Origin of the sequence: Zhongshania aliphaticivorans, from assembly GCF_001586255.1 — a bacterium.
Classification (GTDB): domain Bacteria; phylum Pseudomonadota; class Gammaproteobacteria; order Pseudomonadales; family Spongiibacteraceae; genus Spongiibacter; species Spongiibacter aliphaticivorans.
Genome location: NZ_CP014544.1, coordinates 1,203,171 through 1,225,570, shown reverse-complemented (window position 1 = coordinate 1,225,570; position 22,400 = coordinate 1,203,171). Strand labels below are relative to the sequence as shown.

19 protein-coding genes are annotated in these 22,400 nt (G+C 52.1%); 5 read left to right on the top strand and 14 right to left on the bottom strand.

Annotated elements, in window-relative coordinates; translation table 11 throughout:
• Positions 1 to 179: 179 nt before the first annotated feature.
• From pilV to AZF00_RS19720, 5 genes are read left to right on the top strand one after another with little or no spacing between them, the layout of a single operon-like run.
• A complete protein-coding gene (gene pilV / locus AZF00_RS05365) occupies positions 180 to 635 on the top strand; it encodes a type IV pilus modification protein PilV (RefSeq protein WP_008246558.1) in 456 nt (151 codons plus the stop codon).
• 10 nt (positions 636 to 645) lie between these two features.
• Positions 646 to 1,704 (top strand): PilW family protein, encoded by a 1,059-nt coding sequence (locus AZF00_RS05360; protein WP_008246556.1) that lies wholly within the window; start codon positions 646 to 648, stop codon positions 1,702 to 1,704.
• Positions 1,705 to 1,739: 35 nt separating this feature from the next.
• The gene (locus AZF00_RS05355) at positions 1,740 to 2,252 is read left to right on the top strand and encodes a pilus assembly PilX family protein (protein ID WP_008246555.1); all 513 of its coding nucleotides are present in this window, start codon (positions 1,740 to 1,742) and stop codon (positions 2,250 to 2,252) included.
• Positions 2,253 to 2,269: 17 nt separating this feature from the next.
• A complete protein-coding gene (locus AZF00_RS05350; protein ID WP_008246553.1) occupies positions 2,270 to 5,797 on the top strand; it encodes a pilus assembly protein in 3,528 nt (1,175 codons plus the stop codon).
• On the top strand, positions 5,794 to 6,264 hold the full coding sequence (locus tag AZF00_RS19720; RefSeq protein WP_008246552.1) for a type IV pilin protein: 471 nt from the start codon (positions 5,794 to 5,796) through the stop codon (positions 6,262 to 6,264). The genes AZF00_RS05350 and AZF00_RS19720 overlap by 4 nt, the downstream gene beginning before the upstream one ends.
• Before the next feature lie 14 nt (positions 6,265 to 6,278).
• Here AZF00_RS19720 and AZF00_RS05340 read toward each other — a convergent pair whose 3' ends face one another.
• The 14 genes from AZF00_RS05340 to AZF00_RS05275 form a co-directional block, all read right to left on the bottom strand.
• Entirely contained in the window at positions 6,279 to 6,911 is a 633-nt protein-coding gene (locus AZF00_RS05340; protein ID WP_231856192.1) for a glutathione S-transferase family protein, read from the bottom strand.
• Positions 6,912 to 7,097: 186 nt separating this feature from the next.
• Positions 7,098 to 8,300 carry an acetyl-CoA C-acyltransferase gene (locus AZF00_RS05335; protein ID WP_008246548.1) on the bottom strand — a complete coding sequence of 401 codons (1,203 nt, stop codon included), beginning with the start codon at positions 8,298 to 8,300 and terminating at the stop codon, positions 7,098 to 7,100.
• Positions 8,301 to 8,401: 101 nt separating this feature from the next.
• A complete protein-coding gene (locus AZF00_RS05330; protein WP_008246546.1) occupies positions 8,402 to 9,190 on the bottom strand; it encodes an SDR family oxidoreductase in 789 nt (262 codons plus the stop codon).
• A 1,326-nt stretch (positions 9,191 to 10,516) separates the two neighbouring features.
• Positions 10,517 to 11,707: an acyl-CoA dehydrogenase family protein gene (locus tag AZF00_RS05325; RefSeq protein ID WP_008246544.1), complete on the bottom strand. Its 1,191-nt coding sequence runs from the start codon at positions 11,705 to 11,707 to the stop codon at positions 10,517 to 10,519.
• A gap of 109 nt (positions 11,708 to 11,816) precedes the next feature.
• Positions 11,817 to 12,971 carry an acyl-CoA dehydrogenase family protein gene (locus AZF00_RS05320; protein WP_008246542.1) on the bottom strand — a complete coding sequence of 385 codons (1,155 nt, stop codon included), beginning with the start codon at positions 12,969 to 12,971 and terminating at the stop codon, positions 11,817 to 11,819.
• Positions 12,972 to 13,050: 79 nt separating this feature from the next.
• Positions 13,051 to 13,590, bottom strand: coding sequence for a YfaZ family outer membrane protein (locus tag AZF00_RS05315; protein ID WP_008246540.1), 540 nt, complete (start codon positions 13,588 to 13,590; stop codon positions 13,051 to 13,053).
• A 39-nt stretch (positions 13,591 to 13,629) separates the two neighbouring features.
• Positions 13,630 to 14,514, bottom strand: coding sequence for an SDR family oxidoreductase (locus AZF00_RS05310; RefSeq protein WP_008246538.1), 885 nt, complete (start codon positions 14,512 to 14,514; stop codon positions 13,630 to 13,632).
• A 96-nt stretch (positions 14,515 to 14,610) separates the two neighbouring features.
• Positions 14,611 to 15,759, bottom strand: a complete 1,149-nt coding sequence (locus AZF00_RS05305) for an acetyl-CoA C-acetyltransferase (protein WP_008246536.1) — start codon at positions 15,757 to 15,759, stop codon at positions 14,611 to 14,613.
• Positions 15,760 to 15,868: 109 nt separating this feature from the next.
• On the bottom strand, positions 15,869 to 16,924 hold the full coding sequence (locus tag AZF00_RS05300) for an acyl-CoA dehydrogenase family protein (protein WP_008246535.1): 1,056 nt from the start codon (positions 16,922 to 16,924) through the stop codon (positions 15,869 to 15,871).
• Positions 16,925 to 17,092: 168 nt separating this feature from the next.
• Positions 17,093 to 18,265, bottom strand: coding sequence for an acyl-CoA dehydrogenase (locus tag AZF00_RS05295; RefSeq protein WP_008246534.1), 1,173 nt, complete (start codon positions 18,263 to 18,265; stop codon positions 17,093 to 17,095).
• A 99-nt stretch (positions 18,266 to 18,364) separates the two neighbouring features.
• A complete protein-coding gene (locus AZF00_RS05290; protein WP_008246533.1) occupies positions 18,365 to 19,117 on the bottom strand; it encodes an enoyl-CoA hydratase family protein in 753 nt (250 codons plus the stop codon).
• Positions 19,114 to 20,193: an NAD(P)H-dependent flavin oxidoreductase gene (locus AZF00_RS05285; protein ID WP_008246532.1), complete on the bottom strand. Its 1,080-nt coding sequence runs from the start codon at positions 20,191 to 20,193 to the stop codon at positions 19,114 to 19,116. The genes AZF00_RS05290 and AZF00_RS05285 overlap by 4 nt, the downstream gene beginning before the upstream one ends.
• A gap of 92 nt (positions 20,194 to 20,285) precedes the next feature.
• Positions 20,286 to 21,089, bottom strand: a complete 804-nt coding sequence (locus AZF00_RS05280) for a CoA-transferase subunit beta (RefSeq protein ID WP_062383327.1) — start codon at positions 21,087 to 21,089, stop codon at positions 20,286 to 20,288.
• A 23-nt stretch (positions 21,090 to 21,112) separates the two neighbouring features.
• Entirely contained in the window at positions 21,113 to 21,988 is an 876-nt protein-coding gene (locus AZF00_RS05275) for a CoA transferase subunit A (RefSeq protein ID WP_062383324.1), read from the bottom strand.
• Positions 21,989 to 22,400 lie beyond the last annotated feature (412 nt).

The window sequence follows — 22,400 nt, the reverse complement described above, 5'->3', positions numbered from 1 at the left end:
ATCTGCGCTACAAAAATTTATGCGTTAACGTAAATAAAAATGCATTATGTATGAAGTGCAGCAAGTAAATTGGCTGCTGTAACAAGCAATATGGCAGTACAGGAAGTAGCCTGCCATAACAAACTCGGATCGCTGTATTTACATGTAACGACGTATCCACACTGCAAATGGAATTTGCTATGCCGACACGCCAAAACTCGAATGGCTTTAGTTTAATTGAAGTTTTAATCGCTCTTCTGATTACAGCCCTCGGCGTCATGGGCACCGTCGCCACTCATATCAATACCATTAAATTTAATCAGACATCTGACGTGCGCTCTCACGCCACTATGTTGGCGTATGAAATCGCGGACCGCATGCGTGCCAATCGCACGGCAGCATTATCGGGCCACTACGATATTACCCTTAGCGCTAACGCACCCACCGGCACGCCCAGCACCATTGCTGAAGTTGATCTACATGACTGGTTCAATGCGCTGACCTCCTATTTAAGCGAGGGCGATGGCAGCGTCGCCCGAAGCGGCAATATTTTTACCATCGTCGTACAGTGGGACGAGAGCCGTATTAGCAGTAGCAGGCAGGCCGATGCCAATGGCACCCACCTCCAGTCATTTGTGTTTACAACTGAGCTATGAGGGCAAGTCTATGACGCGAGCTGCACAGGCCGGTTTCGGCATTGTTGAACTGATGATCGCCATGACCTTGGGGCTATTTTTAAGCGCCGCTGTCATTCAGGTCACTCTCGCCAGCCAGCGCAGTCAGCGCGTATTAGAAGCCGCAGGACAACTCCAAGAGAGCGGCCGCATTGCGGTGAGTTTTCTTACCCGAGATCTCCGCATGGCGGGCTATATGGGTTGCCCAAACCTAGAGCGCATTCCGGTCAATATCATTGCCAAGAACCTGCCGAGCGACTTTAATTTTTCAGCTGCCGGTGTCTTGGTCGGGCAAGACAATATCAGTGCCGGCAATGATTACGATGCGGTTGAAAATACCGACGTTGTTATTATTCAGCGCGCCGCCTCACCCGCCGTTAATTTAGTGGGCAACGTCGATCAGGATAATGCCAATATTCAAATTAGCGCCAACCCAGCAGGTATTGGCGCTAATGACCTTGTGTTTGTTACAGACTGCATCACCGCCGACCTGTTTAGAGCGACAAACGTATCCAACGGCAACGGCAACGGCAACGGCAACGGCAACGGCAACAATAATAGTAGGGTGACCATCGCCCACGCGAGCAACAACAATACGCCAAACCGACTAAGCAAGATCTACGGCACCGATGCCGAAGTCATGGGCTTTCAATCACTGGCCTATTTTATTCGCGACACCAATCGCACCACAGCAGCGGGCAATCCCATTCACTCGCTATGGGTTCAGGCCCGCAGCCTCGGCAGCGGTGCGGCCCCGGCAGCCACCGAGCTTGTCGAAGGCGTTGAAAACATGCAAATCAGCTATGGTGAAGACACCAATGATGACCGCAATATTGATGTTTATCGCAGCGCCGCCGACGTGAGCAACTGGGCGGCCGTACTAAGTATTCGCATCGAATTACTCATGCACAGCCTAGATGACAATATCGTTGGCTCCTCCGGCGAGTTTGTGCAAAACAATCTGGAATTCAATGGCGCCGCCGTTGCCAGTGACCAACGCCTGCGCCAGGTATATCGCACCGCCGTCGCAATTCGCAATCGCCTGCCATGAGGGTCGCCGCCGCTATGGGACAACAGGACAAGCACATGAGCCAAATTAACCCCTCATTTCAGCGAGGTGCCGCGCTGCTTATCAGCCTCGTTTTTATGCTGATTCTCACTATTATTTGCGCCAGCGCGCTGCAGTCCACCACCTTGCAAGAACGCATGGCCGGTAATGCAAGAGACACCAATTCCGCATTCCAAGCTGCTGAAGCCGCGCTGCGCGAAGGCGAAAAAGTTTTGCAGGCCACGTCTGTTGGGCCCTTTAACGGCAGCAACGGTTTATACAAGCAATGCAGCGGAACTGGCATTGAATGCACTCCACCCGACTGGAACGATATTGCCTCCACCGGCTGGCGAACTGCCAGCGGTATAAGTGGAGTCTCCAGTGCACCACAATTTTACCTTGAAGAACTTACACAGCTGGATGACCCCCTTGCTGCGCTCGACGCTGGCAAACCCGTAAAGGTCATTACCAATTACCGCATCACCGCACGCGGTTTTGGCGTCAGTGACAGATCAATAGTGGTACTGCGCACAATTTATCGCCGCGAATAAAAAAATGAGAATTAAACATGATCGCTAAAGCTGGCTTACGCTGTTTACTGCTTATTATTGGCCCAATACTGCTCACCGCTATCTCGCCTAAGAGCTTAGCTGCACTTAATATAGCAAACACCCCGTTATCGTTTGCTACTGGTGTAAGTCCAAATATCATCATGGCGATTGACGACTCGGGCAGCATGGACGCAGAACTCCTTATGCCCACCAACGATGGCGCGCTGTGGTGGCATACCGGGAGCAAGAGTTTCGTCGGCCGAGATAAGGACGATGTCATCACTGCTGGCGTGCTTAACTTTAATAAGGTGGGTGGCGCCAACGGCACCTGGAAGAAATACACTTATCTTTTTCCCAACGGTACCGGCAGCGGCAATCGCGTCTACGGCGACAGTGATAACGACCACTACGCCGTACCGCCGACCGCGCAATTTGCCTTTGCCCGCTCACCGGATTACAACAAAGCCTATTTTAATCCAGAGGACATTTACGTACCCTGGCCTAGTGCTGGCAGTGCGACTTTTAGTAATATTATCGCAACGAGCGCGCCCAGCGACCCAACGCAGAACTCATCCAGCTTCGACCTTACGCAAAATATAAACAACAGCAATAACAATCATAAATTCAGATTTCAGCCGGGAATGCGCTTACCCAATGGCGATACCGCCACGAGCACCACCAACGAAGCCCTGAGCTACTACCCCGCTACTTTTTATTTAACGGAACCGCTGCCCAGCCGCTTTGCTTACACCAGCGCGCCACTAAGCGGCTATGCACCTGACGGCACAACAGTGCTGTATGGTTACGAAATCAAATCGGCGAATTTTTCGTCAACCGCAAACTACAATGCCATGATGCAGAACTTCGCTAATTGGTTTTCCTATTACCGCAAACGTCATTTAGCCACTCGCGCCGGTGTGGCCTTGTCTTTTTTCGACGTAAATAACGCCCGAGTTGGCGAATTTACCATTAACAATCGCAACAACGTTAGCATGAACGCCTTAGCGGATAGCAGCGACCGCATTAGCTTTTATGACACCATTTATTCCCGCGGCGGGAATGGCGGTGGCACGCCCAATCGCGAAGCACTCAATCACGCTGGCCAGCAATTTCAGCGCTCAAATAATGGCGCTCCAATCACCCACGCCTGCCAAGCTAATGCCGCCATTCTCTTTACCGACGGCTACAGCAATGTCAGCAGCATTAGTGGCGTCGGTAATGAAGATGGCGGTAAAGGCGCGCCCTACCAAGACTCCGCGAGTTCTACCATGGCCGATATCGCCATGAAATATTACGACAATCACTTGCGTTCAGACCTCGCCACCGGCCAAGTGCCCGTGGCGGCGGCCTGTAACCGACAAAGTCGGCCACCCGCTTTAGACTGCAAAACCAATTTACATATGCTCACTTATGCCGTCACCTTGGGTACCGGTGGCATTTTGTACGACCCAGACAATCCGGCAGACCCGTATGCAAATCCCCCTAACTGGCACACCACATTTGAAAACCGCAGCCCAACCGCAATCGACGACCTGTGGCACGCCACAATTAATGGTCGTGGCGCGCTCCTTATTGCCAGTAAGCCAGTAGAAATTGCCACAAAATTAAAATCGGCAATCACCCGTATTCTCCAGTCAATTGGCTCGTCATCCGCTATTGCCAGCAACTCCACTCGTTTAGATTCCGACACCTTAATATTTCAAGCGCGTTATGACAGCCGCGACTGGTCTGGGCAAATATTGGCCTATGAAGTCGCCAGCGATGGCGCCTTAGCCGACGTAAAGTGGGACAGTAACACCAGTAATGGCATTGCCTCTCACGGTGACCGCAACATACTCACGTGGTCCGACAGTGCCGTTAATTTCACCTGGGCGAACCTTGCCACTGCTGAAAAATCAGCGCTTACCGCCGACCTGACGTCAGCTGACGCGGCAATAGAGGGACCACGACGAGTCAACTGGCTGCGTGGCGACAGGAGCTTAGAAGGCACTAATCCCGACTATCGCATTCGCTCACACTTGCTCGGTGATATTGTCCACTCTAACCCATATTTCCACTGGGACCAGAACTACGGGTTTTCGCGTTTGTCCGGTACCGAAGGCAGTAGTTACGCAGCCTATCTTTCCGCAAAAAAAGCCAAACCGGCTATGCTATTTGTTGGCGCCAACGACGGTATGCTACACGGTTTTAATGCCAATACCGGCGCCGAAGAATTTGCCTATATTCCCAAACGCGCGTACAGCGCCTTATACACATTGACCAAGCCCGACTACGAGCACAAATTCTTTGTAGACGGTTCCCCCCTTGTTATTGATGCCTATTGGAACGATGCATGGCGTTCTGTATTAGTCGGTGCTAGCGGCGCCGGCGGCGGATCGGTCTTTGCTATTGATGTTAGTGACCCCGCCAATATCGACACCAACGATATTCTTTGGGATTTTCATACTGCGCCGACCGCCACTAACAAACTGGGCTTAAGCATGAGCAATCCAGTACTCACTCGTCTCGCCACGGGCGACTGGGTAGCGATTTTTGGCAACGGCTACAATAGCGACGACACCGTAAAATTGTTTGTGGTGAATCTTAATACCGGCGCCTTGATTACAGCGCTGGACACCAAAATCGATGGCGCCGACAACGGCCTCGGCGACATCTTGGCCGTAGACACTGACAACGACCGCATTACCGACTATGTCTATGCTGGCGACCTCAGCGGAAATGTTTGGAAATTTGATCTGAGCGCCACCAACAGCAGCCAGTGGGATTCCGCGTTTAAAACCGGCAGTGATCCCGCACCATTATTCGTTGCGAAAGATGTTGACGGCAACAGGCAGGCGATCACGGCCGCCATGACATCTGGCCGTCACCCCGACGGCGGTATTATGATTTACTTCGGCACCGGCAAATATTTTGAACAGGGCGATTCAGTAGTCAGTAGCTCGCCACAACTGCAAAGCTTTTACGGTATTCGAGACAACGGCAGCCGAATCAGCGCACGTAGCGATTTGCAGCTGCAAAGTATTATTTACGAGGCTACCCCCACACTGCGCGGCGGCACCGCCGAGTTTCCTGTCCGGGTAGTGTCGGACACTGCCGTAAACTACAGCGCCAAAAAAGGTTGGGTTCTCGACCTAAAAAACCCCAACGCCACCAATGGCGCTGGGGAGCGGGTCACCGATCAAGCCATATTGCGCAATGGCCGCGTTATTTTCAACACACTGATTCCCTCAGCAGACCCCTGCAACTTCGGTGGCACCAGCCACCTAATGGAAATCGACACCATCACTGGCGGTCGCCTCGCCAATACCGTGCTCGACATCAATGGCGACGGCTTAATTAATGACGATGATATGGTCAATATTAATGGCGATTTCTTCCCACCGAGCGGCAAAAAATTTGACCAATTAATCTCCCAACCAGGCATTATTGGCGCCGGTGAAAAAGAGTACAAATACACCTCCGGCTCCCGCGGAAGTATTGGCCTTACCCTAGAGCGCGGAACCGGCAAGGAATTGGGGCGGCAATCTTGGTGGCAGCTGCGATGAAAAAAACACTCATTGACCGCTGCGCCCGATTCATTGTATCAAAGCACACCCTCGGCTTTAGCTTAATCGAACTCTTAATTGTTATTGCCATAGTCGGCATATTAGCCGGCATTGCCTATCCGTCTTATCAAGAATCAGTCGCCAAAGCCCGTCGCAATGACGCCGCAGGAGCATTACAAGAGGCAGCCCAAGCCCTGGAGCGCTATTACAGCGTCAACGGCCGCTATATTAATAGCAGCGGCAGCCTACCGGCGATATACCCGACTCGCGTCCCCAACAGTGGTGCGAGCTATTACACTATTGCCGTTACCGGCACGCCCTCCGCCAATACTTACACATTGCGGGCAAGCCGCACTGGAAGCATGGCGGGTGATAAGTGCGGAAACTTTCAGATTAACCAGTCTGGGACGCTGTCTTTAGACTCGGCCGCGTCTGCTTATACCGTCGCCAAGTGCTGGCGACGTTAAGCGTAAAGACGACACTAGGCTGGTCTTGCCGCCGCAGGCCCAGCAATCGCCATCGCCTTAATATACGCTGGACGCTGAGAAACGCGATCTACATAAGCTTTAACATGTTCAAGGTCATCAATACCGCGGCCGCCAAATAGCGGCAATGCCGTTAAATTAAACATTACCATAATATCGGCGCAACTGAACTCTGGCCCCGCCAAGTAGGCCGACTCCGCAAGTCTGTCGTTCAAATAATGGTAGTAAGCATCTTCACGGCGTTTGGTCATTGCCTTAATAATATCGACCGCGCCGCCACCCTCACCCATGCCCAATTTGGTGAAAAACAGTTGCTGTAAATTATTATTGAATTGCATCCAGTACAGATAATCTGGGTAACACTCGTGGTCTGGGGCAATACTCAGCTTCGCCTGACCGTAGCGCTGGCTAATATACTCAACAATCGCCGCAGACTCCGCCATAACTCGCTCGCCGTCGCGAATAATTGGCGATGTACCCACTGGGTGTAAGGCGCGGTATTCCGGCGGCGCCAGCATATCTGCGCCGCGATCAAACCATTCTAAGTTATAAGGTAGATTCAGCTCTTCCATCAGCCACACAATCCGATCCGATTGCGATGCGCCCAGGTGGTATATTGTGATCATCATTGCCGTCCTTTCTGTTTTACATTGTAGTTATATCTTTATGTGTAGCACCTACGTTAACAGGCTACATTTAGATCTGCATTATTTACTCAGCGCGTTCTTATTGCGGCAATCTTCGGCATAAAAAAACCGCTGCAGCTTGCGCTACAGCGGCTTCCCTTTCCTGCCTTTTCGGCATTTTATAATGCTTTACAGTACTTCAAATAAACCCGCCGCGCCCATGCCGCCGCCAATGCACATGGTAACAACCACGTATTTAACACCGCGACGTTTACCTTCAAGCAGTGCGTGGCCAACCATGCGCGCGCCGCTCATGCCGAAAGGATGACCAATGGCGATTGCGCCGCCATTCACGTTAAGTTTGTCATTGTCGATGCCCAGTTGATCGCGGCAGTAGATTACCTGCGCCGCAAAAGCTTCGTTCAATTCCCACAAACCGATATCGCTGACTTTTAAACCCGCGCGCTTTAATAGCTTAGGTACAGCGAAGACTGGGCCAATGCCCATCTCGTCCGCCTTGCAACCAGAAACAGCCAATCCGCGATATAAGCCTAAGGGCGCCAACCCTTGTTGTTCAGCTAATTTACGATCCATAACGACGCAGGCTGAGGCGCCATCAGAAAGCTGAGATGCGTTACCGGCGGTAATGAAGCGACCTTGCTTTACCCATTGGCCGTCTTTCCAAACCGGCTCCAATACTGACAAGCTTTCAAGCGTTGTAGTAGGACGGTTACACTCGTCCTTCTCCAACAGCACCTCTTTAAATGTGGTCTCTTTAGTTTCTTTGTTGAACACCGACATACTGGCCTTAAAGGGCACAATTTCGTCGGTAAACAGGCCCGCTTGCTGCGCTGCCGCAACTCGCTGCTGGCTTTGCAGAGAATACAGGTCCTGAGCTTCACGGCTAATGCCATAACGACCGGCAACGATCTCAGCGGTCTCAATCATTGGGATATAAGCAGTAGGATCAATGTCCAATACCGTCTGTGAGACATTACGATGTGAATTTTTATGCTTAGTCTGAACAAGTGAAATAGATTCTAAACCGCCAGCAACGGCAATATCCATTTCATTACACATAATCGATTTTGCTGCCCAGGCGATTGACATCAAACCCGACGAGCACTGACGCTCTATCGCCATGCCCGGAACACTGTCTGGCAGACCGCCAGCAACAGCGCACAAGCGCCCGAGGTTATAAGCTTGAGTACCCTGTTGGGCAGCAGCGCCAAAGATCACATCTTCAACAGACGCCGGATCGATACCCGCGCGCTCAACCGCTGCGCGCACGACATGGCCGCCCATAGCCGGTGCTTCGGTATTGTTTAATGCGCCGCGAAATGATTTGCCCATACCCGTGCGGGCAGTTGAAACGATGACAGCTTCTCTCATGGTGTTTGTATCCTTTTTGAAATTTGATTTTGCATTTTAATTCGCAATATTTAATCAGGCGCTGAATCGTCAGACGTCCGACGTCGGGCGTCTGACGAACATTACGCTCGCTGTGACGAGCAACTTACAATTTCGCCGGTCATATAACTGGAATAATCCGAGGCGAGGAACATCATAATATTGGCAACTTCCCATACTTCGGCGCCGCGGCCATAGGCCTCGCGGGCCTCAAGTTCCGCCAACAATTCTTCCGGTGCTGATTTTTTAAGCATGGCGTGAACCGCCAAGGATGGCGCTACGGCATTGATGCGCACACCGAAGTCAGCGGCTTCTAAGGCGGCACAACGGGTCAGGGCCATTACCCCCGCTTTAGCGGCAGCGTAATGGGCCTGTTCTTTTTGGGCGCGCCAACCGAGTACTGAAGCGTTATTAACAATGACGCCCTCACCACGGGTTTTCATGACCTTCATCATGTAACGGGTCATGCGCATGGTGCCGTTGAGCGTAACGTCGATCACCTTATTCCACTCGGGGTCTTCCATCTCGATAAGCAGTTTTGTCGTGCCCAAACCCGCGTTATTGATCAGCACATCGACGCCGCCCAGTAACTCCTCGGCGGTATTGATTAGTGCCTGCACGTCGTCTTCAACAGCAACGTTACAGACTTTGCCATAGACCTGCTCGCAGCCGGTTTCTGCTTTTAGCTTTTCTACCGAGGCATTCAAACGGCCCTCGTGGATATCAGAAATAACGATACCCCGACACCCTTCCTCAATGGCGCGCTGCGCCGCCGAAAAGCCAATACCCGCGCCCGCCGCTGCGGTAATGAGTACCGACTTACCTTTTAATAAGCCGTGGCCTTTTACGTATTCTGGGACTTTGATGTTCATTGATTGCTCCGCTTGATGCTAAATGGGAGACGGGAGACGCAAAGTTCAATTCTTAGTATTGCCCGTCATCACTATATCTATGGTTAATTCGTGTTTTAACATTTCTATTCAGGCGCTAAACGGGAGACGGTAAACGCAAAAAAATCGACCTTAGCGTCTTCCTTCTCTCGTCAAGCATTTCATATCAAAAGCATTCGCTTCGCTCACGTGGATACCTGCCTACGCAGGTATGACGTGATGGTTAATTCTATCTATATTCAACGTCACTCATGCGTAGGCACGAGTCCATTTACCACCAAGCCAACACACTGGCTATTCGCTTAAATCATTCGCTTCGCTCACGTGAATACCTGCCTGCGCAGGTATGACTCAACCGTGACATCTATCTATACCCAACGTCACTCCTGCGTACGCAGGAGTCCACTTCCCACCAAGCCAGCACATTAGCTATTCTCTTCAACCATTCGCTTCGCTCACATGGATACCTGCCTCCGCAGGTATGACTCAACGGTGACATCTATCTGTATCCATCGTCACTCCTGCGTAGGCAGGAGTCCATTTACCACCAAGCCAGCACACTGGCTATTCGCTTAAACCATTCGCTTCGCTCACGTCAATACCTGCCTGCGCAGGTATGACTCAACCGTGACATCTATCTATACCCAACGTCACTCCTGCGTAGGCAGGAGTCCACTTACCACCAAGCCAGCACACTGACTATTCGCTTACACCATTCGCCTCGCTCACCTAGATACCTGCCTGCGCAGGTATGACTCAAAGGTGACATCTATCTGTATCCACCGTCACTCCTGCGTAGGCAGGAGTCCATTTACCACCAAGCCAGCACACTGGCTATTCGCTTAAGCCATTCGCTTCGCTCATCTGGATACCTGCCTACGCAGGTATGACGCTAGAGTGATTGCGCTACCTTGCCGCCTTTGCGTCTCCCGTTTCCCGTCCAGCGTTTCATAGCAAAAGCATTCGCTTCGCTAACCTGGATACCTGCCTTCGCAAGTAGGACTCAACGGTGACATCTATCTATATCCACCGTCACTCCTGCGTAGGTAGGAGTCCACTTACCACCAAGCCAGCACATTGGCTATTCGCCTCAACCATTCGCTTCGCTCACATGGATACCTGCCTTCGCAGGTATGACGCTAGAGTGATTGCGCTACCTTGCCGCCTTTGCGTCTCCCGTCTCCCGTCCAGCGTTTCATATCAAAGGCATTCGCTTCGCTCACTTGGGTACCTGCCTTCGTAGGTATGACGCTAGAGTTACTGCGCAATCTTCTCCGCCTTTGCGTCTCCCGTCCAGCGTCTCCCACCTCAAGCAAGCCTCAATTCCTTCGGCATTCCCAAGCCCCGCTCGGCAATAATATTGCGCTGAATTTGGTTAGTACCGCCGTAAATAGTGTCCGATCGCGTGAACAAGAATAGCGACTGCAAGCGATTTAATTCATAGGGCGTGTCGGCCAAGATATCCGCTTCGGGGCCGAGTATATCCACGGCGAGTTCGCCGAGGTCGCGGTGCCAAGTGGCCCAGTACAATTTATAAATCAGCGCTTCTTTTTGCAGACTGCCGTCACCGCCGCCAGAGAGCATACGCAGGCTGTTATAGCGCATTATCTTTAGGCCAATATGGGCGTCGGCAATGCGTTGGCGGATTAGCGGATCTTTAGCCGCGCCATTTTCTTTAGCGAGTTTAATGACTTCGTTCAATTCATTTTGAAAAGCCATTTGCTGGCCTAGGGTAGACACACCGCGCTCAAAGCCCAGCAGGCCCATGGCCACTTTCCAGCCGTCACCGGGCTGGCCGACAATATCCTCAGCCGCGCACTCGGCATCGTCAAAAAACACTTCGTTAAATTCAGAGGTGCCGGTGATTTGTTCAATCGGGCGGACGGTTACGCCGGGTTGATCCATTTTTATCAAGAAAAAACCCAAGCCTTTATGGGCTTTAGATTCAGGGTCCGTACGGGCAATCACAAAGCAGTATTCAGACTCGTGAGCCAATGAGGTCCAGACCTTCTGACCATTGATTAACCACTTGCCACTGGCTTCGTCGAAGCGCGCCTTGGTTTTAACATTGGCTAAATCTGAACCGGCGCTTGGCTCCGAGTATCCCTGGCACCAGAATTCAGTGCCGGACAAAATACCGGGCAAATATTTGCTTTTTTGTTCTTCGCTACCAAAGGCAATCAGCGTTGGGCCCGCTAAGCCCTCACCGATATGCCCCATACGCCCCGGTGCACCAGCCCGTGCGTATTCCTCAAAAAAGATGACCTGCTGTTCAATTGATAAACCACGCCCGCCGACTTCCTTCGGCCACCCCACACAGGTCCAACCGCCTTCGGCGAGCTTGCGCTCCCACGCCTTACGCTCCTCAGGGAACATGTGTTCATCACCTGGGCCGCCACGGAATTTCAGCTGGGCAAACTCACCAACTAAATTGTCCGCTAACCAGCCTGCAATCTCGGCGCGGAATTGTTCGTCTTCAGGGCTGAATTGTAGTTTCATAATGTCATGCTCAAATTAGTTTACAAGCGCGTCGGACGCCGGGTGTCTGACGTCGGAAGATAAAGCACCGCTATTTGCTTTCCTCCAACATCCGACTTCAGACGTCCGACTAATCAAGTAGTATCTTCGCCACGCGCTCGCGGTGATAACCGCTATCGCCGAGAAAATGTTCACTCGCTTTAGCGCGTTTGAAATACAGATGCACGTCGTATTCCCAGGTAAAGCCCACACCACCGTGAATCTGTAGCGCTTCACCGGCATTTTTAAAATAGGCTTCTGAGCAGTGGGATTTAGCGATACTGGCGGCTTCGCTTAATTCATTGGCGAGGGGGCCGTCGTTCAGGGCTTCGTCGGCAATACACGCGGCGTAATAAACCGCCGAACGGGCAACTTCGCCGCGTAGCATCATGTCGGCGGCCTTGTGTTTAATCGCTTGGAATCCCGCAATCGTGCGACCAAATTGGCTGCGACTTTTACTGTATTCCACTGACATATCCAGCACTTCCTGCATGCCGCCGGCTTGTTCGGCGGCCAGAGCAATGGTGGCTAGATCTAATATTTTATTTAAATGCTTAGCCGCCTTACCGAGATCGCCCATGACAGTGCTTTCGTCTAGGCGCAGATTGGTGACCGTAATAGTCGCCTGGCGGCGGGTTTGATCCATAGTGGGTAAAGCAGCACGTTCAATACCATTTAGATCCGTAGGACAGACAAAAAGGCTAATGCCATTTTCGCCAACACTGCCCTCTTCTCTTGCCGCAAATACCATAACATCGGCGTTATCGCCATCTAACACGTAACGGTAGTTGCCATTGAGAATAAAATCATTGCCGTCGCGGCGATAGGTCACCGATACCGCGCATGCATCCCAATTGCGGTTTGCAGAGTTAAACGCGAGACTGGCGATTTTGCCTTCGATTATTTGCGGTAAATACAGCGTTTTTTGTGCGTCGGTGCCCGCCACTAACAGGGCGTTAGTAGCCATAGCAACGCTCGACATATACGGCGCGCAAAGCAGGTAGCGCCCCATTTGCTCCAGCACGGCCACGAGTTCAACATAGCCTAGCCCCATGCCACCGTATTGTTCAGGGATATGCAGTGCCTGCCAATACATATCGGCACAAATGCTTTGCCACAGCGCGGGATCGAAACCTTTGTCACTGACCATCGCGGTGCGCACTGCCGCACTGGACGACGAGGCTTTTAAAAACGCCGCCGCCGTGTCGCGTATCATTTGCTGTTCTTCAGTAAATGCGAAATCCATACTGTCTCCGAAACACGACGGCGGCTTTCACGGCAGTGATGTAATAGCGCTTATCGCTCAAGCAATAAGCGCGATAGCATTACAAACGCAGCTGCAAACGCACAAAGGCGCCGTCTTCAAATTCAAATCTTTTGCCAATATCGGCATCAAAATCCATGCTGCCGTAACCAACTTGAATAGCCGAATTTTGGAACAAACTAAATTCGGCACTCACCGACCACTCGTCGTAACCTTCAATATCGCCGAAACTGGAGGCCTCTGGCGCGTAATATAAACCCGCCCGCAGGCGTACGATTTCGTTTAATGGCAGGCTCAAATCGCCGCCAAAGGCCACTGCACCACCGTTTATATCGGTGTCGTCGCCGTCCAAAGCAATTGCCTTTGCACCGACGCGGCCAGTAAGCGCACCGCGCTGACCGTTGGCGTATAAGCCCAGCGCAACCATGTCGGCATCGTCTTCATGGTGAAACCAATCCAGTTGCGCACTACTCTCTGGGCTCATATCGCCGGCAAGCGAAACGCCAAAGGTATCAGCGCCAAAACGAAACGCGACGCCGCCAGCCAGTGCCGAACTGCTCGCCGTTGCCAAGAGTAAAGCTGCAATAAAGGGGGCTTTCATGGTAGTGATTCTCCTGTTTATAAAGATCTAAGGATAAAATCAGCTACCATACACTTTCTGAGCCGGAACTGCCTGTTCTAGCAAGGTTTTTACTGCACCACCCACTTCACTGGGCGCCCAGCGATCACCTTTATCTACCTCTGGGCCTTTGCGCCAACCGTCGGCTAGGGATATTTTCCCGCCCTCGGCTTCAAACACACAGCCAGTGACATGAGCAGATTCACTGCTACCCAGCCAAACCAAGAGCGAAGACACATTCTCTGGGGCAAAAAAGTCAAAGCTACCGTCTTCTGGCTTAGCCATACGCGCGGCCATCGCTTCAACAGAGGTCGTCATATTAGTTCTTGCCGCTGGCGCAACCGCATTGGCAGTAATGCCGTAGCGCGCCAATTCCACGCCCTGATTCAAGGTCAGTGCCGCAATACCCGCTTTAGCCGCAGCGTAATTCGACTGACCAACGGAACCTTGCAGGCCAGCGCCCGAAGTCGTATTGATAATACGCGCGTCCACGGCTTTGCCTTCTTTCGACTTACCGCGCCAGTAGTGCACTGCGTGAGAAGTAATACAGAAGTGACCTTTCAAATGCACCGCCATAATAGTGTCCCACTCGGCTTCCGTCATTGACGCAAACATACGGTCGCGATTCACACCGGCGTTATTCAAGACAATATGCAGATCACCGTAGGTCTCAATGGCCTGTTTAACTGCATTCAAGCTGTCGTCATAATTGGTAATGTCAGAGGTATTCACCACAGCCTTACCACCGGCTGCAGTAATCTCTTCAACAACCTTTTGGGCAGCTTCTTCGTTAATATCATTCACAATCACCGAGGCGCCCTCGGCGGCAAAAACTTTGGCATGTGCCGCACCAAGGCCGCCACCTGCACCGGTGATAATCACCACTCTGTTGTCACAAATACCCATAGTTCCGAATCCTTTATGTTGATGCTGGGTCTGATGTCGGAAGTCAGAGGTCTGACGCTAAACCAACTCGTCCGACACCCGACTTCTGACGTCCGACTAAAGTCTCTCGATAATTGTTACATTCGCCTGCCCGCCGCCTTCGCACATCGTCTGCAGGCCGTAGCGGCCACCAGTGCGCTCGAGCTCATGCAATAGCGTGGTCATAAGTTTGGTGCCGGTGGCACCCAGTGGATGACCAAGGGCGATGGCGCCACCGTTAACATTGGTTTTAGCGTGGTCGTAGCCGGTTTCTTTTAACCAGGCCATAGACACTGACGCGAAGGCTTCATTGATTTCAACAAGATCAATGTCCTGCATCGACATACCGGCTTTCTTTAAGGCGTAAGCAGTTGCGGCAATCGGCGCTGTTAACATCCAAATCGGGTCGTCGGCGCGCACGCTGATATGATGAATACGAGCGCGGGGCGTTAGGTTATAGCGCTTTAAGGCGTCCTCGCTGACCAATAACATTGCACTAGACGCATCACAGGTCTGGCTCGATACGGCGGCGGTCACTTTGTCGCAGCCGAAAAGGAAATCCAGCTCAGCCATTTTTTCTAGACTGGAGTTGCGTGGCGTCTCATCCATTTTGACGTCGCCAAAAGGAATGATTTCCCGATCAAAACGGCCTTCAGCAATGGCGCGCAAGGCCCGCTGGTGAGACTCAAACGAATACTCTTCAAGATCCCGACGGGAGAAGCCCCATTTCTCAGCAATCATTTGCGCTGATTTAAACTGGGTTGGTGGCTCGGCGCCATAACGCGCTACCCAGCCAGTTGAACCCGAGAACGGATCGCTAAAACCCATTGGGATCGCCGCGGTCATTGCCGAAGAGATCGGAATCTGGGTCATGGTCTGCACGCCACCCGCGACCACCACGTCCATGGTGCCGGACATAATGGCCTGCGCGGCAAAATGCACCGACTGCTGCGAAGAACCACACTGCCGATCGATCGTGGTGCCCGGCACCTCGTCAGACAAACCAGCCGCCAGCCACGCACTGCGGGCAATATCCCCAGCCAATGGACCGATGGCGTCGACACAGCCAAAGATCACATCGTCGTATTCATTATCCGGAATACCATTGCGCTCGACGATGGCTTTTAAAACATGGGCACCCAAATCTGCGCCGTGCACATGAGCAAGACCACCCTTGCGGCGTCCAGTTGGACTGCGTACTGCATCAACGATATAGGCTTCAGCCATGATTATTCCTCTTTGTTAGTCGGACGTCGGAGGTCTGATGTCTGACGTGTAATTACTAGTTTATATAGGGCTCGACGTGCGTCCGACGGCAGACATCCGACCAAGCAACTCACGCTGCAAAGGTATTCCCCGCCCCCAATAGCGCGTCATCACCAAATACATAAGCGGCTAAACGCTGTTTATGAAATCCCGCAGTGCCGTAGCTGCTGTTTAATGCCCAGGCGCGTTTCATAAAAATATGTAAATCCATTTCCCAGGTGTAACCCATGGCGCCGTGGACTTGTATGCTGTTTTTTGCTGCTAAATCGGCGACTTCGCAGGCGACAATTTTGGCGTGACTGACATTGCGCCCAGCACTGCTGAGGTCATTGGCCAGTGCATAAGCTGCGCGATATACCGGGGTTTTGGCGTATTCGAGTTTATAAGCGATATTGGCCATATGGTGTTTTACGGCTTGGAAGGTGCCGATAGCCACACCGAATTGCTTGCGCTCGGAGGTGTACTGAACGGAGATATCAATCATGCGCTGGGTGGCGCCAAGTGCCTGCGCCGCTGCGGCAAGGGCGCCACGATTCAGTGCGCCGTTAATTATTTGCTGAGCAGCTTCGCCGTCGGCGAGCTTAGTGGCCGCCGCAACATCAAACTCCACCGCAAATAATTTACGACCAAGGTCTATCGATTCGTTATAGCGCAGATTTGCCTGCGCTGGCGTTACGGCATACAAGGCGCCGTCTTTTTCCAGAATCAGTAAATCAGCAATATGCGCGTCTTCTACCAGAGCATTCAACGCTAAACCAACCACGACCTTGGCTTCACCTGCCGCAATTTTCGGCAACCATTGGGCTGAAAACTCGCTGTTGCCTAATTGTAAAATAGTCGGCACCGCGACCAAAGCGCTGTGTACCAATGGCTCAGACAACGCGACATAACCCGCCTCTTGGGCCAGCAGCACAAAATCCAATTCATTCATGCCCAAGCCGCCAAATGCTTCTGGCACAGTGATCCCTGTTAAACCCAGTTCGACAAACTGCTGCCAAAGGCCGTCACTGCGACCGGTATCCGTCTGCCAAGCGGCGCGGATTGTTTCTGGCGTCACTTCATTAATCAGAAAGTCTTTTACCGATTCCTGAAATAACAACTGATCTTCGCTAAATGTAAAATCCATTCCGTTACCTATTCTATTTACTTTCGCTCATCACCAATTACCAAACCAAGCAGCGCAGATTTTTGTGCGCTGGCAAGGCAAAAATACGCGCAGGGCGAGAGCGTATATTTAATACGTGACCAACCGAGCATATTTTTAACGCAGCCAGCGTGCAAAAAGATCACTGCGTTACTTCCGCGGCATTCCCAGCAATCTTTCGGCGATGATGTTGCGTTGTATTTCATTGGTACCTGCGTATATCGGCCCCGACTGCGCAAACAACCAGCCGTCTAACCAACTACCCACTTCACCGGCATCTGGCGCATGGGGCAGTAATTCAGCGCGGGCACCCAAAATTTTCAAACCCAAGCCGTGCATTTGCTGATCTAGCTCAGACCAAAATATTTTATTGGTCGACGCCTCTGCGCCAATTTTGCCGCCCTGTATTAAGCGACAGGCGGTTTGGTAGGTTGTTAGTGCGTAGGCCTCGGCATCCATATAGGCGCGCAATACGGCGTCGCGTACGGCGGGATCCTGATCAGCAGATTCCTGATTGGCTTTGTATAAATTCACTAGACGCTTAGCGGTTTCTTGGAAACGCGCTGGCGAACGCAGCATTAAGCCGCGTTCAAATCCGGCGGTGGCCATGGCCACATTCCAGCCCTCGCCTTCACCACCTAAGCGGCAGTCGACGGGTACTTTGACGTTATCAAAAAAGATCTCGGCAAAGCCTGGCAAGCCATCTAATTGGGGGATTGGCCGCACGGTAATGCCTTCAGTTTCCAGCGGCACCAGAATAAACGTCAGGCCTTTATGGCGCTCTGAGGCTGGATCGGTGCGAAACATACCAAAGCACCAATCCGCCCACACCGCGCGGGTAGACCAGGTTTTTTGGCCGTTGATAATGTAATGGCTACCGTCTTCGCTTAATGTTGCGGTAGATCGAATGGCCGCCATATCGGAACCAGCATCGGGCTCAGACCAGCCCTGACACCAGATATCTTTACCGGTCGCCATGCCATTTAAAAAACGCTTTTTCTGCTCGTCAGTGCCGTATTCCATTAAGGTGGGGCCAAGCAAGAAAATACCGTTTTGGTTCACCCGCAGCGGCGCCCGCGCGGCGTAATACTCTTCTTCAAAAATTAGCCACTGCAATAAATCGGCGCCGCGACCACCCATTTCTTCCGGCCAGGTAATCATGCCCCAGCGACCTTCGTAGAGCTTGGCCTCCCACTCGCGGTGCTGCTGAAAACCAAGCTCGGTGTCGAAGCTCTGTAGCGGCTCTGTAGGCACGTTAGCCGCCAGCCAAGCGCGGACTTCTTTGCGGAAGGCGTTTTGTTGTTCGGTGTATTCGAGTTGCATGATGTATCCCGTTATTCGCAGTACGCTAGGCGGGAGACGGAAAACGCAAAACCACATTCTTTTGCGTCTCCCATCTCCCGTCTAGCATCTCCCATTACCTTAGAATTTCGCGTCGCGCTTCTCTACAAACGCGTCTTTGGCTTCCTGGGAATCTGGATCTGCATAAGCTTCCTGGGTAAAGCCTTGCTCCCAGCGGTATTTATCTTCTAGGTTGCCGTCTTCAATGCCGTTAAGTGCTTCTTTAGCAAGCTGCACCATGCGCGGTGATTTCGCGGCAATTTTGCGGGCGATGTCCCTGGCGGTATCGAGCAGCTGGTCACGGGGAACAACCTTTTCGACTGCACCCAGGCGGTAAGCTTCTTGAGCGTCGATAGGCTCACCGGTGAAGTACATATAGCGAACCTTTTGCACAGGGAACATGCGCTGCAAGTGCGCGCCGCCGCCCATGGCGCCGCGATCTACTTCGGGCACCGCGAAAGTTGCGCATTCCGAGGCAACTAAAACATCGGCTGCGCCGCTAATACCGATGCCGCCACCCAATACAAAGCCGTGCACTGCAACGATAACCGGCTTAGGATTGCGATGAATGGCTTTAAAGGTATCGTAATTACCTTTGTTCACTCTGGTGATCATGGCGCTATTGGCGGCCAATTCTTTTATGTCGACGCCTGCGCAAAAACCGCGGCCTTCAGCGGCGATAATAATTGCTCGCACGTCGGCGTTTTCACCTAAGGCGTTTAGCTCGGCAGCGATCGCCAACCAACCCGCACTGTTAAAGGCATTAACGGGCGGATGATTAAAAATAACTTCGGCAATCCCACTATCAATACGGGTAGAAAATGGCAGACTCATTGGTTTGCTCCCTGCGTGCACAGACGCTGTAATTGGGCTTCGGCTTCTACTACCAGGCCGCTAATTAATTCTTCACAACTCAGAATTTGGTCAATGACACCAGCGACCTGACCAGACGGTAAAACCCCGTCATCAGGCCGCCCATCAACCATGGCCTTTTGGATAATCATTGGTGCATTGGCCGACATAATGGCTTGCGCTGGCGTAAGGTCACCGTCTTTACTCATTGCCAGCGCAGATTTCAGTAAACCAAAAATACTGGCGCCGGTGAATTTACGAAATGCCAAACCATTGCGCAGTGCGATCACTAATTTTTTGAGGTTGCCAGCGCGCTCTAACTCACCTAAAAACCGGTTGAGAATCATGCGCTGCTGGATACCGTCGAGCGCTTGAGAAACGATAATCTCGGCGGGGTTTTTGCAATCGAGATAACGCTGCTTCGTCGCATCCGGAACCGGACTTTCTTTCGTTAATAAAAAGCGGGTGCCCATGGCAATGCCATCGGCCCCGAAAGCCATAGCCGCGACTAGGCCGCGACCATCTTTAAATCCGCCCGCGCCGAGCACCGGCACTTGTGCGCCCACGGCATCAACCACCAGGGGCAATAATAATGTTGTGGGTACCGAGCCGGTGTGACCACCACCCTCGCCGCCCTGAACCGTGACTGCGTCAGCGCCCATTTCTACTGCTTTGATGGCGTGCTTAGGCAAACCGACGGTTGGCATACACACCACACCGGCGTCTTTTAACTTGGCAACCATTTCTTTACCCGGCGAGCGGGAATAACTCACTGCCTTAACCTTGTGTTTAATCACAAGGTCTACAATCTCCGCCGCGTTCGGCTGATACATATGAAAGTTAACGCCAAAGTTCGCATCGGTAAGCGACTTTACTTTGAGAATATCGGCTTCCATTTGGGCAGGAGGAATCGTCGCACCAGCAAGAAAACCGAAACCACCGGCATTGCCTGTACCGGCCACCAAATTAGGATCAGCCACCCAGCCCATCGCCGTTTGAATAACAGGGTAGCGGCAGCCGAGGAGTTCGGTGATGCGGGTGTTAAGTAATTTTGACATAGCGTATTCAGCCTAAGGTGATAAGGTCTGACGACTGAGGTCGGATGTCGGACGTAAAACCATCGTCAGACTTCTGACGTCCGACGCCCGACTCACAAGCGCACTCCCGGCGGATTATCCTTCAGCTGCTTGCTGCGCAGATTATGAGGATCCATTTGCCGAATAATGTCTAACTGCTCCTCGGTTGGCGCGGTAGTTACGGCAATCGAAGCCGGCACATGCACTTCAAAGCCGGTGTTCTCGATCACTTCTTCTACGCTAACGCCGGGATGCAGGCTAACAATCTGCATTTGGCGATTCGGGCCGTTAAAATCGAATACACCCAAATTGGTGTAGACGCAGCGCAAATCAATCTCGTCGAAGCTATAACCCTTAGGCAGGCGCTCGGGGTTATAGCCGATGGTGCAGACCACATCGCACTCACCTTCGATAAAGACCCGCTTGCCATGAGCAGGCACCATATAGCTATTGGCGTGGCAGATAGAGTTACCGGGGAAACCCCGCACACCCAACATTTGCACTTTGGGCTTTTGGTAGTCGCCGCCCATGGCAGAAATATTCGACTGACCAAAACGATCAATCTGGGTCGGGCCACCAGTAAGGTGACGACGACCGCTCCACACATTGTCAAAAATGCGGCTAAAGCCCATCCAGTTTTCGTTCATTTGCACAAAATCGGCGGGGCGTTTACCGACGGGATTCGGCGTGGATAAAATCCATGCTTCCGAGTCGGTCATCATAATGCCGGGATTGGTAGTCAACATCGCTAGGCTTGCCGCAAGGCGCTGCAAAACGCCGATGCCGGTAACCAATACTTCGCCGTCATTGGCATAGGCCTGGGCATTAGCGCAAATCATCAATTCCGCCAAACTGTAATCGCTTGCAGGTGTACTCATTTCAATTCTCTCCTGTTAACCGATTAATAGACGGGCTGGGGCAGTTTACGAATGGCATCTAAGCCGCCAACTTTGGCCTGATATTCTTCTTCGCTACTGTCTTTAATGTATTTGTCAAAATAGGCGGCAAATCCACCCTCTTTGGCCGAGGCGTTGTATTCCTGGAAATGGGGAATATCAAAACCGTAATTGGGACTGCACGATGACGGGTGGGCGCCACCGGGAACCAGTGCAACGCCGCTAGTGAAATTGCGCTCCCAAAAGACAAGACGAGCATCGGCCGGCTCGGCAAAGGCATCGGCCTCCACGATTTCCTCACACGTCACATAGGTTTTAGCAGCGGCGCGCACAAACCAGTCATCCATATGATGATCCGGTGCTTTGATCTGACAAACGCCGCGCACATCGGCGCGATCAACGTGAACTAGCGCGGCATCAAGCTTGAGTGCAGGCATAGCAACCCACTCTTTGTCGTCGTAAGGGCTGTCGATGACTTTTATATCGGGATTAAATTTAATGACGTCGGTGCCCAAGCCCACTTTGGTAGGAATAAACGGGCAACCCCACGCTGCAGCGCGCAAGCCGAGGAGCATCATGCCCTCGTCAATCTCCATCACCTCCAATTCACCGCTCTGGCGGGCTGCCCGAAAATAGGGCTCCAAGGGAATGAAATCCAAGGACACAAAGGCAAACACCAATTTGCGTACTTTACCCGCTGCGCACAGCATGCCGACATCGGCACCACCGTAGGCAACGATTGTTAAATCTTTCAAGTCGGATTTAAGGATTTCGCGAATCAGCGCCATCGGCTTGCGACGCGGGCCCCAGCCACCAATACCAATGGTCATGCCGTCTCGCAACTGACCAACCATCTCCTGCAGACTCATTTGCTTATTCACGAGCGCTCCTTTTATTCACCCAATACGGGAATGATGTGTAACGGCAGGACGCCCAAAAAGAAAGTCGACGACCGGCCTGAATTACGATATACGTAAATATAACACCAATTAAATGCGCAAAACATAAATTATTGCAATATTTAACTCTAGATTAAGGATTATCGTCATCGTGAATAGCAATACCCACCCACAAGGCTTGTTTCGCAGCAGACGTTTTAACCGAAAGAGTTAATAGAGGAGCCAAATGAGGAGAAATCACCCACTTACTGTGGGCGTGTCAATGACCTTGCGGCCTATGCAACGACAGCGCAGGGGAGTATTGCCGCCGGATCAAGCACTGAAGATTGAGCACAGCCGCGGGCGCGAAGGCTGCGCCGCGACAATGAGGATATCGAAAAGTCTGAACCTTAGC